Here is a 12,042-nt window from a genome sequence, read left to right on the forward strand (position 1 = left end):
CGGGTGATGGAGGGTCCGGGGCCCGGCCGCACGCACGGGCCCCGGCGTTCAGAGAGCTCCGAAGAGCACAGGGGGCGGGCCGGGGGAGCGCCCCGGGGCCGTCACCGGGAGAGGGGGCTAGATGAAGCCCGGGACCGCCCTCCAGGCGTCGCCCGCGTCGGGGGCGTCGTCCCGCTCGACCGTGGCCTCGATCTTGCCGTAGGGCCGGTCGGCGGCGAAGAAGACCTCGTTGGGGTTGTCCAGGCCGAACGGGGACAGGTCCACCAGGAAGTGGTGGTTGTTCGGCATGGAGAAGCGGATCTCGGCGATCTCGGGGTGGGCCTCGAGGACGGCCGTGCCCATCGCGTACAGCGTCTGCTGGAGGGCGAGGCTGTGCGTCTCCGCGAAGAGCTCCAGGCAGAGGGCGCGGACCGACGCGTACGCCTTGTCGAAGTCGTGGTCGGTGCCGACGTAGCGCCAGCGGGCGGTGACGTCGGTGGCCAGGATGCGGTCGTTGGTCTCGGGCAGGGTCGTGTACCGGGTCCGGGGGTACCCGTGGAACTCCGAGCCGGTGGACTTGAGGACGGTCAGACCCTCGAAGCCCGAGACCACCCACTCCTTGTCGCCGTCCTTGTTGACGACGGTGGTGCGAGTCTCGGCGCCCCTGCGGGAGAACGCGTGGTCGTGCGGGCCCCTCGAGGTGGCGATCCGGTCCCAGGAGTACTCCTCGATCTCCTGGCGCGCGCCGTACACGTACTCGTGCTCATCCACGAAATGGCGGGCCAGGCGCAGGGCGAAGTCCTCGATCGCGCCGACGCCGCCCCACTCGCGGGCCTTGGCGTAGACGGTGTTCTTCTGCGTGTCCGTCGGCAGACACTTGGCGTTGTCGCCGACGGTGTGGACTTCCTCCAGGTCCCCGCGGAGCTGGGAGGTGACGTTGACGTCCTTGATCTGGTGGACGTCCGTGTCGCGCTGGACGTGGACGAGGCGGACCTCCGCCTTGCCGTACTGGTTGTCTCCGAGTCTGATGCCCATCAGGGGGAACTCCATCCGTGTGGATTCGGTTTCATCGCTCGCGCCGTGCGTGCTGCCACGCGTCGGTGCGCTGTGCGTATGAGGGAGGACCGCTGTGGTCATGCGGAAGGACCTGTCACGCACTCGAAGAGGTGAGGGTGCTACGTGGTGGGTGCCGCCAGGCGGGGCTCCTTGGTTCGTGGTCGGGACCGGGGGAGGGGCGTGCCCGTGGTCGGGCGCGGCCCGGTCTATGAGCCCCGGTAGGTCGAGTAGGCGAACGGGCTCAGGAGGAGCGGCACGTGGTAGTGCTGGCTCTCCTCCGCGAGGTCGAACACGATGGTGACCTCCGGGTAGAAGCCCCTCTGACCCGTCGCCGCGAAGTAGGCCCCGGTGTCGAAGACGACCCGGTAGTAGCCGGCGGAGAGCTGGTCGGGTCCGAGGTCGGGCACGCGGCCGTCGTCGTTGGTGCGGCCCTCCGCGACGGTGGTCCACGAGGTGCGGCCGGGATCGGCGGCGGCCTCCAGGCGCACCGGGACGTCGCGGGCGGGCGCGCCCAGGGCGGCGTCCAGGATGTGGGTGGTCACGTGGCTCATGCTGCCTCCAGGAGTTTGACCAGGCGGAGTCCGGAGATCCTGCGGAGCTCCTCGCCGACCACGGTCAGCTCGGTCTCGGGGTCGTTGCCGAGTCGGCCGACCAGGTCCGCGAGGAGTTCGCGGCTGCTGCGGCCGCTGGCGCAGACAAGGTAGATCTGTCCGAACCTTCCCTCGTACTCACCCTGGGCGAACGTGAAGATCCGCTGAACCCTGGCGGAGGCGTCGTCGGTGTCGGCGGCGAACGCCGACTGTTCCCCGCGGGACCACGCCGACTCGGTGTCCTTTCCCTTGGCCTTCTCCCCGATGCGTGGGTGGCGGGCCAGGGCGGTGGCGACCTCGTCGGAGGTGATTTCGCGTGCGTGCGCGTCGGCCACCGAGAGCAGGCTCCGGCGGTCGGCGTAGGGCGCTTCGGAGGCCACGGCCTCGACCCAGCGGTCCACGTTCAGGCACTGCGCGAGCTCGGTGCGCAGGTCCTGCCGGGACAGGGTGTTCAGACGCGCCAGACCCGGATCGGGGGCGTCCCCCGACTGGTCCGGGGTGGTCTCGGGCATGTGTTCTCCCGTGGCTCGGCCGGCACTCGGCCCCGGCGCCGCACGCGGCGCCGGATCGTCGTACCGGCCTGGGCTTTCGTAGTGCAGATACCTGATTCCGTATTACGGATTGCAGGGACTCTAGTTGATGGCAGTGTGACCTTGTCAACACTCGCAAGGGGAGAAATCGGAAAAACAGGCGAATCTGTGGCCTGGTGCGAAGAAATCATGAAGTTCCTGCTCGCTCCTGAGGCCTCCGGGATGGGTGGGGTCGTGGCCTCGGGTTTTGTCGGGCGCGTTCGCGGGGGCTCGGGCGGTGGGGGTTCGAAGGTCGGCTCGGCGGGTGGTTGACAAGTGGTGGTGGTGCGGCCCACACTCAGATCATTCCTTAAAGTGAAAACTACTTTCCGCAATACGGAAGTGGATGCCGGAGGCAACGCATGAGCCACACACTCGGGTACACGGTGAACTGCTCCCTGCTGTTCACCGAGCTCCCCGTCAACGAGCGCCCCCGGGCCGCACGGGACGCGGGCTTCCACGCCGTCGAGTACTGGTGGCCCTTCGAGAGCGCCACCCCGGCGCAGGCGGAGATCGACGCCTTCGTCGCCGCCCTCGACGAGGCGGACGTGCGCCTCAGCGGCCTCAACTTCTTCGCCGGACAGCTGCCCGGTCCCGACCGCGGCGTCCTCTCCCACCCCTCCCGCACCGACGAGTTCCTCGCCAACGCCGAGGTGGTCGCCCAGATCGCCGAGCGCACCGGCACCACCGGCTTCAACGCCCTCTACGGCCTGAGGCAGGACGGCGTGGACCCGGCCGAGCAGGACCGCCTCGCCGTGCGCAACGCGGTGGCCGCCGCCGACGCGGTGGCCAAGGTCGGCGGCACCGTCCTTGTCGAGCCCATCAGCGGCTCCGAGGACTACCCGCTCAAGACCGCCGCCGACGGCCTCGCCTTCGTCGCCAGGGTCAGGGAGGCGGGGGCCGAGAACGTCGCCCTCCTCGCCGACTTCTTCCACCTGGCCGTCAACGGAGAGGACGTCGCCGCCGTCGTCCGCGACCACGCGGCCGAGTTCGGGCACATCCAGATCGCCGACGCCCCCGGACGCGGCGAGCCCGGCACCGGCGACCTGCCCATCGACGAACTCCTCTCCGCCGCCCAGGCGGGCGGCTACCGGGGCCTGGTCGGCCTGGAGTACAAGCCGACCGTCCCCAGCGCCGAGAGCTTCGGCTGGCGCGACTGACCCACCGGTCACCACGGCGACTACGGTCGCACCAGCCACCGCAATACCAGCCACACCCACAGCCTGAAAGGGGGCCGACATGGCCGCCAAGAAGATCGCCTTCATCGGCCTGGGCATCATGGGCCTTCCCATGGCCGTCAACCTCGTCCGCGCCGGACACACCGTCACGGGCTTCAACCGCAGCAGCGCGCGGGTGGACGCCCTGGTCGCCGAGGGCGGCCTGCGCGGCGGAAGTGTCGCCGAGGCCGTCACCGACGCCGACGTCGTCATCACGATGGTCCCGGACTCCCCGGACGTCGACCAGGTCCTGCGGGGCGAGGGCGGCGTCTATGACAACGCCAAACCCGGCACCCTGGTGATCGACATGAGCACCATCCGCCCCGACGTCGCCAGGGAGGTCGCCGCGGCCGGTGCCGAGCGCGGCCTGCGCGTCCTGGACGCGCCGGTCAGCGGCGGCGAGGCCGGAGCCATCGAGGCCAAGCTGTCCATCATGGTCGGTGGCGCCGCCGAGGACTTCGAGGCGGCGCGCCCCGTCTTCGATGTCCTGGGCACCACCCCGGTCCTGGTCGGTCCCAGCGGCTCCGGCCAGACAGTCAAGGCGGCCAACCAGCTCATCGTCGCGGGCAACATCCAGCTCCTCGCCGAGGCCCTGGTCTTCCTGGAGGCCCACGGCGTGGACACCGAGTCCGGCCTGGAGGTCCTGGGCGGCGGGCTCGCTGGCAGCACCGTGCTCCAGCGCAAGGGCAGGGCCATGCGCGAGCGCGACTTCAACCCCGGCTTCCGGATCGCCCTGCACGACAAGGACATGCGCATCATCACCGACTCCGCGAGCGCCGCCGGTGTGGCGATCCCGCTGGGAGCACAGGTGGCGCAGTACGTGGCCGCGCTCAAGAACCAGGGCCACGGCGGCCTCGACCACTCGGCCCTGCTCAAGATCGTCGAGCAGCTCTCGGGCCGCGAGGCCGAGTAGGCGCCCGGCCCACCGGCCGCGACCGCGGCAGCAGTACCCCTGGCACAGAGACTCCGTATGAACGGGGCGGCGCGCCGCCCCCGGGTGTTGGCCCACCCGGGAGGCAGGCGGCGACGTCGCCCCACCCCTGGCACTCACCCCTGGCAGCCGGGGCGTCCACGCACCAAGGACGTCCCCGGCACACCAGCCACCCCAGCACTGAAGGGTTCGCTCCCATGGCGAAAATGCCCGCGATGAACGCCGTCGTGGAGGTTCTCAAGGACGAGGGCGTCGACACCGCCTTCGGCTGCCCCGGCGCGGCGATCCTCCCCCTCTACAAGGCGATGGAGGAGGTGGGCGGCATCGAGCACCTGACCGTCCGCCACGAGGAGGGCGCCACCCACATGGCCGACGGTTGGTCGCGCACGACCGGCAGGGTCGGCGTGGCCATCGGCACCTCCGGGCCCGCCGGGACCAACATGATCACCGGCCTGTACACCGCCATCGCGGACTCGGTCCCGATCGTGTGCATCACCGGCCAGCAGCGCACCGACCTGCTGGACAAGGAGGGCTTCCAAGCGGTCGACATCGTCGAGATCGCCAAGCCCGTCACCAAGTGGGCCGTCCAGATCAAGGAGGCGGCCACCGCCCCGTGGATCTTCCGGGAGGCCTTCCGGATCGCCCAGGAGGGCCGCCCCGGACCCGTGCTGGTCGACATCCCGGTGGACGTCGCCCAGCAGCTCATCGAGTACGACCCCGAGCTGGACGCCGCTCTCAAGATCAACACGGTCGAGCCGCACCCGCCCCGGGTGGAGAGGGCCCTGGACCTGCTGCTGGAGGCCGAGCGCCCGCTTATCCTCGCCGGTGGCGGCGTGATCCTGGCCGAGGCCTCCGACGACCTGCGCGCGCTGGCCGAACACCTCCAGGTCCCGGTCCAGGTCACCCTCATGGGCAAGGGCTCCTTCGACGAGGACTCGCCCCTGTACTCCGGCATGACCGGCGTGCAGACCTCCCAGCGCTACGGGAACGCCTCCTTCCTGGAGTCGGACCTGGTCCTGGCCGTGGGCGCGCGCTTCGCCGACCGCCACACCGGCCAGATCGACGTCTACCGGGGCGAGCGCAGGTTCATCCACGTGGACATCGAGGCCACCCAGATCGGCCGGGTCTTCGAGCCCGACCTCGGCGTGGTCTCCGACGCCGGACTGTTCCTCCAGGAACTGCTGGCCGCCGCCAAGCGCCGCGACGCCAAGGCCAGGGTGGGTGCGTGGATCGAACGGATCAACGAACTCAAGTCGACCCTGATCCGCCGCGAGGACTTCGACACCGTCCCCGTGAAGGCGCCCCGCGTCTACAAGGAGATCAACGAGGTCTTCGACGAGGACACCTACTTCGTCACCGCCATCGGCCTCTACCAGATCTGGGGCGGCCAGCACCAGAAGGCCTACAAGCCGCGCCACTACCAGATCTGCGGCCAGGCGGGCCCGCTCGGCTGGGAGATCCCTGCGGCCATCGGCGTCAAGAAGGCCCTCAAGAACACCGAGCCGGACGCCGAGGTGGTCGGCATCGTCGGTGACTACGGCTTCCAGTACATGGTCGAGGAACTCGCGGTCGCGGCGCAGTACAACGTGCCGTACGTGATCATCATGCTCAACAACGAGTACCTGGGCCTGATCCGCCAGGCGTCGATCCCGTTCGACATGAACTACCAGGTGGACATCCACTACGACGAGTACGGCACCGACAGCGTCAAGCTGATGGAGGCCTACGGCTGCTCGGGCCGCCGCGTCTGGGAGCCGGGGGAGATCCGGGAGTCCCTGGAGTGGGCCCGCAAGCAGGCCCAGTCCACCTCGCGCCCGGTGCTCGTGGAGATCATGATCGAGCGCGAGGCCAACACCCCGCACGGCCCCGCGATCAACGCCGTCAAGGAGTTCGAGCCGCTGCCCGGCGAGTAGCTCCGAGGCCCGGGCGCCCCGGCGCCCGGAGCCCACAGACCGCCACGGGGTCGGACCTGCACCCCGACCCCGTGGCACGGGCCCCCTCCGCGACCGGCAGGAGGGGGCCCGCACCAGCCCCGGGGGGTGGTGACGTTCTTCGCTGGCTCAGCGCCACCCCCCGGTTTCCTCGCGTCCGGGCTCCGGGAGGACCTCTCCGAGCCCCGGGCGGTGGCGTGCCCCGACGCGCGCGCTCCCATGAACGACGGAACCCCCTCACACGTGCGGACCTTATCTCGGCACGTGCAAGGGGGCGTTCTGTCGGGCCTACGCGGGTGTGACCCTGTGGGTCAGGAGCAGTAGGCCTCCTCCTCACCGATGATGCGGTACGGGCAGTCCGCGTAGTCGAGCAGGCGCAGCACGGCCTCCTCGTTGCGGGCGGTCTCGCGTTCGATCACCGACGAGGGCGGGTAGAAGCCGCCGTCCCCGGCCGACTTCGGGTACATCTCATAGGTGTAGTTGACGATTGACTGGTCGGCCCAGAGCCAGTCGTTGATGGAGCCGTCCGTGACGTAGAGGTCGCTGGACTGCTGGGGCGTGTAACCGTTGGCCTCGGCCATGTACTCACCCAGGGCACGGTGGGTGTCGTACTCCTCGCGGTTCATGCCGTCGGTGACCTCGTCGTAGGTGTACCCGTACGGCCACAGGATCAGCTCGCTGTAGGTGTGGAAGTCGATCGCGCTGGTGATCTGCTGTTCGCCGTCCACCACGCGGCTCCGGACGAAGTCGGCGACGGCCCGGACCTCGGGGGCCGACTCGGCCGAGTCGCCCCGGTAGGTGATGCTGCTCGGGTCGCCGGAGGAGCCGTTGCAACAGCCCCAGTTGTACGCCCAGTTGCGGTTCAGGTCCGTGCCGATCGACGACGAACCCTCGTCGGGCTGACGGTTCTTGCGCCAGTCCCGCCAGGTGTCGCCCGCCATGTCGTACTCGCTGCCGTCCGGGTTGACGTTCGGCAGGATCCAGATCTCCCGGCTGTCCACCAGCCCGGTGACGCGCTCGTCCTCGCCGTAGCCGTCCGTGAACAGGCGCATCAGGTGGATCGCCATCTCCACGGTCAGGTGCTCTCGCGCGTGCTGGGAGTGGGTGAACAGCACCTCGGGCTGGTCCTCGTCCACGGACACGTTGTCACTGATCTTCACCGCGACGAGGTCCTGGCCCTCGTGGGACCGTCCGTACACCTCCTTGGCGGCGATGTCGGGGTTGGCCGCGACCAGCTCGTCGACGATCTCCAACAGCTCGGGATAGGTCGTGTAGCCCGGGTCGGGGTTGGCGAGGGTCTCTGGGATCGCGTAGGGCTCGGCGGCGTAGCCGAGGTCGTCCAGCTCGGCCATGTCGTGCACCGAACCGGTGACCAGGACGGAGTCCTCGCCCACGTGGTCGATGGCCACTCCGGACGCGGCGATCCGCGAGCGCTCCTCGGCGGTGCTCACGCCGGTGATCTCGTACAGGTCGTAGGAGGGTTCGGCGGTCGCTCCGCCAGGGGCTAGCAGGCCGAGCAGGAGGGCGCTCGCCGCCACCGGGACCAGGGTTCTTCGGACGGGGGTGAGGGACACGATGCCTCCGTTGAGCGGGGGTGAGGCTTCGGATATCTGGCGATATTGGAGATCGGGGCGCCGTGAACTGTCAATGTGGGTGGCTTCGAGGCGCAGGGGTGCCCCATTGTCTGGTTTGGCGTCCTTGCCACGTGAAGCCCGCTTTTTCTGTCACGAGACCCTCGCTCTCCGTGTCCGGATGTGGCCACGGCGGGACTCCGTTCCCCAGCGGTGGGGGTGAGAGAGGAGTGAACGTGAAACGTCCCGTGGCGGACGGGCCACGGGACGCGTTTGCGGGTGGTGTGAGGAGAGAGGTCCGTCCCGACGGGAGAAGGGGGGTCCGTGCCCGGATCGGAGCCTTGGTCGGACGGTGGAGGGGGCGTCCGCCGCGCTGGTGTACATGCGCCGCTGTGCCGCCGGATGTCCCAGGCGGCCCCGCCCTCGGCGTCCGGGTCCAGGACGGCGTGGTGGCGGGTCCGGGGCCGGTCGCCCCTGGCCCGGTGTGAAACCGCCCCCGAACCGCTCCGTCACCTCCGAGCTGAGGCCGGGTTCGGTGGGGGCGGCGACGACGGTGTCGGCCCCTTCCGTGGGCTGGCGGGCGGAGGGCGGGGTGGGGGTCCCGGTCCCCGGGGCTTCGCGACCCGTGCGAACAGTTCGGGCCTGCCCGGAGAGTTTCGGGAAAACGCGGACACGGGCGGAGGTCGGGGGCTAGGTTGTGGGTGAGGCCGTGGGAACTCCCACGGCTCGATCGCCGCCACGCCCGTCAAAGGCGTGGTCAGGCGGAACAGAGTTCTCGGTGTCCGCGTCGGAGACTCCTCGGTAAGTCCGTAGGGGAGGGATGAGGGGTGAGCCCTGCACGTGGTCCTCAGCCGCGTCGCACGCCGTCCGGCCAGATGACCTCGACCGGAAGACCCCGCAGACGGGCGGTCTCCACAGCGTCCCCGGTTCCGCCGTGGCCGTCGGCTGGTTGGCCGTCCCACACGGCGAAGAGCCGGTCCGCCTGGGAGATCAGGGTCTGGTTCGCGGCTTCGTACGCCGCCCGGCCCGCACTGCGGTGCGGCATGTAGCGGACCGAGTCGGCGCGGATGAGCAGCTCGTCGAAGGAGTCCCGCTCGTGCGGCTTGACCTTGTTCTCACGGTAGTCGGCCGACGGCAGAACGACCTCGACGCGACCTCCCACCTCCAGGACGGCCGAGGCGAAGAGCTGGTCCGCGCCGCGTGCCAGGCAGGAGATCCCGACCAGGTCCGCGTCCCTGTACGGGGCGAGCGCGTCGGCCAGAGCCCCCCTGACCACCTGGGCGCTGTTCCCTGTCAGGTTCGAATGTCCGGTGATACCTATCCGTGTCACAGCATCCCTTTCACGTACGGGGCAGTGGAAGCAGGGTAAAGGAGAGCTCCTCGCGGAGCTGCGCCACGTCCGGGTCCCGGTGCATGGCGGCGGCTTCGGTGTGCCAGTCCTCGAGCCTCCTGCGCACGCGTCCCGACCCGATGGCGGAGCGGGATCGCAGCACGCTGCGAACGGACGCCGCGGAGGCGGTGGGATCGCCGAGAACGAGATAGGTCCGGCCCAGCCCCACGTGGTCGAACGCGCGCCCCTTCTCCTGGCCCTCGGGTCGTGTCTCCAGGGCCCGCAGGATGTACTCCGCCGACAGCTCCGCGTAGCGTCGCCTCTCCGCGGGTTCGCGTTGACGACGGCCCAGGTCCCGGTAACGGGCGCCGACCACCCCCGAGAGTTCGGCGTGGTCGAAGCTCCTCGCCCACAAGGGCAGGTGGTCCCCTCCCTGTTCGATCAGGTCCTCGGCCTGGTGGACGGAGCGGCGGAAGGCCTCGGCCCGGCCCATGTGCGCGTACGACCACGCCTCCCGCGTGCGTAACAGGGACCGGGCGACGGGCGGCAGTCCGAGGGAGTCGGACTTGTCCAGGGCCAGCCGGATGATGTCGAGCGCGTCCTCGGGGCGGTGCAGGTCGAGCATCTGGCGTGCCATGTCGGCCAGGACGCCGATGCCGTAGGCCCGGTGCTCGGGCCCGGCCTGTTGCAGGGCCCTGAGCGAGATTCCGTAGTAGCGCTGCGCGGTGGCGTGGTCCCCCGAGTCGAAGGACATCGACGCCACGATCTTGGCGAGCTCGGCCATGACGGCGAAGAGCCTCGACTGGACCTTGGCCCCCTGCGGGTTCTCCACGAGTTCGGAGACCTCCGAGAGCTGGCCGATCACCGCCTTTCTCCGAGTCCCCATCCGCCACCGCTCGCTCCAGTGCCTCAGACAGACCGTGGCCGCCTCGATCCTTTCGAGTTCCAGTTCCCCGATCGAATTCCTTCCGTTCACCAGCCCTGCGGCGCGCGGCGCCAACCAGTGTTCGACCAGCTCCGTCAGGGCGGCGCCAGCGATCAATCCTCCGCCGACCGCGAAAGCGTCTCTGCGTTTCATGAGGTCCCTCAACGTGATCTCGGCGATGTCCCCCGCCGTTGTGGTGGAGGGAGAAAATTCGCCATGCTGTAGAGACAGTTCTGTCCCAGGATCCACATGATCATGCTTTTCCGGGCCATCGGCGAGTCCGAGGGCGCGTCTGGCCTGGGTGGGCATCTCCAGGCCGTCCGCCACACGCAGCCACGTGTTGAGCGCGGTGACGGATCTGCGCCCGGACATGATCGCGCTCACGTGGGGCTGCGCCATGTCCACGGCGGACCCGATGACCTGTTGGCTCGCACCGGTGTGTTGCCGAAGAAGGCCGAAGAGCCTCCCCGCGTCCCGTTCCGTGAGGGAGCGGCGGACGTCCAGGCGGCTCCAGAAAGGAAGTGGTGGCCTCAGTGGCGCGTGGGCCAGGTGTTTTGGCATTCATACCACCGGTGTATATCCGTTCGGGATTCCGCGAGGAAGGGTGATCGGGTTCCCATGTCCCTGTTCATCCTTACCCAGAACGAACGGCCGTGTAATGGACTCAAGACCCTGATTGGGTCCGGATCGCGGCGGATGGAGTCCGTCCACCTTGAAAACCGAGACACGGCGTCGAACGCGTCAGCGCAACAGCCCCTCGCGAGAAACGGCCCTCCACGTGTCAGGGCTGGTGAACGGGAGGCGTCCGTGACCTCCCACCGGAAGGACCTCGTCGGGCGGCTCCTGACGCGGGGCCGGTTACCGATCGAGTGGCGGTCCTCGTTCGAGTCGGTGCCACGTCACCTCTTCGTTCCCGAACGGTTCGAGGACTCCGAGGGAGTACGGCTCGACCGGTACGAGGACGAGGACGGCTGGCTTCGTGGGGCCTACGCCGACTCCCAGATCCTGGAACCGCCGGGGCCGGGGGAGGAACTGACGCGGCGGGTCCGTGTCTCGGTGTGCTCCCCCTCGCTGGCGGCCGAGGTCCTGGACGCCTCCCGGGCCACGCCGGGGATGCAGGTCCTGGAGATCGGCTCCGGAAGCGGCTACTGCGCCGGACTCCTCACGATGCGGCTGGGCGACGACAGCGTCACCACAGTGGAATCCGGTTTCGCGCGATCCGAACACGTCCGTGTCCGTCTGGCCTCCGCCGGCCTCGAACCGCGGGTGGTCAGCGTCGACAAGACGGAGGGGTGGCCGGAGCAGGGCCCCTGCGACCGGGTGCTGAGCTTCGCTCCGGTCGACCGGGTTCCCTACGGCTGGATACGCCGGTGCCAGCCCGGCGGACGGGTTCTCGTGCCCTGGGGGGACGCGTCCCGTCAGCTGGCACTGGCCGACCTCCGCGTGGGTGGGGACGGCCTGGCACGGGGCCGGTTCTCGCCGTTGCGGGGGAGCGGTGGCCAGCAGAGTGGGCTCGCACTCTGGCGTCGTCTCTCACGGAGTCTGCGTCCCGAGGCGGACCGCGCCGTCCGCGGATCGGAACTGGGCCGCGGCGATCTCCTCGACGACTCCGCCGTGTTCGCGGCGGGGCTCCTCCTCCCCGGGGTGGGCTGGGCCGTGCGCCACGGAGCCGGCCACTCCGTCTCCCTCTGCCTCGTGGACCCGGCCACGGGTTCCTGGGCACTCCTGCGCACGCCGGCCGAACCAAGGATCGGAAGGTCCGAGGTCCGACAGAAGGGACCCAGGTTCCTGGCCGACGAACTCGAACGGGCTCACGGCCTCTGGCGGGAGGCCGGTCGCCCGGCCCCGGACCGGTTCGGTCTGACGGTGACGCCCGACTGGCAGAGCGTGTGGATCGATGACGAGTCGTCGGTCCTGAGTGTTTCCCCATCATCCTGAGGAGT

Annotated in this window: 10 protein-coding genes and 1 pseudogene; 4 read left to right on the forward strand and 7 right to left on the reverse strand. The window is 69.6% G+C overall.

Translation table 11 applies throughout. The features are described from left to right. Positions 1–117: 117 nt before the first annotated feature. The 3 genes from pucL to KBX21_RS17725 all read right to left on the reverse strand — a co-directional run bounded on the left by pucL (position 118) and on the right by KBX21_RS17725 (position 2,137). Positions 118–1,014, reverse strand: coding sequence for a factor-independent urate hydroxylase (gene pucL, locus KBX21_RS17715; protein WP_049574367.1), 897 nt, complete (start codon positions 1,012–1,014; stop codon positions 118–120). Positions 1,015–1,241: 227 nt separating this feature from the next. Further along, positions 1,242–1,586 (reverse strand): hydroxyisourate hydrolase, encoded by a 345-nt coding sequence (gene uraH, locus KBX21_RS17720; protein WP_210842566.1) that lies wholly within the window; start codon positions 1,584–1,586, stop codon positions 1,242–1,244. Beyond that, positions 1,583–2,137, reverse strand: a complete 555-nt coding sequence (locus KBX21_RS17725) for a 2-oxo-4-hydroxy-4-carboxy-5-ureidoimidazoline decarboxylase (RefSeq protein WP_049574350.1) — start codon at positions 2,135–2,137, stop codon at positions 1,583–1,585. Before KBX21_RS17725 ends, uraH begins: the two co-directional genes overlap by 4 nt. A 419-nt stretch (positions 2,138–2,556) precedes the next feature. Here KBX21_RS17725 and KBX21_RS17730 point away from each other — a divergent pair, with 419 nt between their 5' ends. From KBX21_RS17730 to gcl, 3 genes are all read left to right on the forward strand, one after another. After that, positions 2,557–3,354, forward strand: coding sequence for a hydroxypyruvate isomerase family protein (locus tag KBX21_RS17730; RefSeq protein ID WP_049574354.1), 798 nt, complete (start codon positions 2,557–2,559; stop codon positions 3,352–3,354). Between the two features lie 79 nt (positions 3,355–3,433). Next, complete coding sequence (locus KBX21_RS17735) at positions 3,434–4,324, forward strand: 2-hydroxy-3-oxopropionate reductase (protein WP_049574358.1); 891 nt, start codon at positions 3,434–3,436, stop codon at positions 4,322–4,324. A gap of 215 nt (positions 4,325–4,539) precedes the next feature. Then, positions 4,540–6,255 carry a glyoxylate carboligase gene (gene gcl / locus KBX21_RS17740; RefSeq protein WP_049574361.1) on the forward strand — a complete coding sequence of 572 codons (1,716 nt, stop codon included), beginning with the start codon at positions 4,540–4,542 and terminating at the stop codon, positions 6,253–6,255. 329 nt (positions 6,256–6,584) lie between these two features. Here the strand turns inward: gcl and KBX21_RS17745 are convergent, their stop codons facing one another. The 4 genes and pseudogenes from KBX21_RS17745 to KBX21_RS27230 form a co-directional block, all read right to left on the reverse strand. Further along, positions 6,585–7,847 carry a M14 family metallopeptidase gene (locus tag KBX21_RS17745; RefSeq protein ID WP_307869229.1) on the reverse strand — a complete coding sequence of 421 codons (1,263 nt, stop codon included), beginning with the start codon at positions 7,845–7,847 and terminating at the stop codon, positions 6,585–6,587. 844 nt (positions 7,848–8,691) lie between these two features. Beyond that, a complete protein-coding gene (locus KBX21_RS17750; protein WP_049571361.1) occupies positions 8,692–9,174 on the reverse strand; it encodes a hypothetical protein in 483 nt (160 codons plus the stop codon). Between the two features lie 10 nt (positions 9,175–9,184). Then, complete coding sequence (locus KBX21_RS17755) at positions 9,185–10,252, reverse strand: hypothetical protein (protein WP_247665911.1); 1,068 nt, start codon at positions 10,250–10,252, stop codon at positions 9,185–9,187. Between the two features lie 141 nt (positions 10,253–10,393). Then, positions 10,394–10,660, reverse strand: a pseudogene (locus KBX21_RS27230) (helix-turn-helix domain-containing protein); the annotation flags it as partial. A gap of 246 nt (positions 10,661–10,906) precedes the next feature. On the opposite strand from KBX21_RS27230, the gene KBX21_RS17760 reads away from it, so the two are divergent. After that, positions 10,907–12,037 carry a hypothetical protein gene (locus KBX21_RS17760; RefSeq protein WP_049571354.1) on the forward strand — a complete coding sequence of 377 codons (1,131 nt, stop codon included), beginning with the start codon at positions 10,907–10,909 and terminating at the stop codon, positions 12,035–12,037. Positions 12,038–12,042 lie beyond the last annotated feature (5 nt).

The sequence above is a fragment of the Nocardiopsis sp. B62 genome (assembly GCF_018070675.1).
Taxonomy (GTDB): domain Bacteria; phylum Actinomycetota; class Actinomycetes; order Streptosporangiales; family Streptosporangiaceae; genus Nocardiopsis; species Nocardiopsis prasina.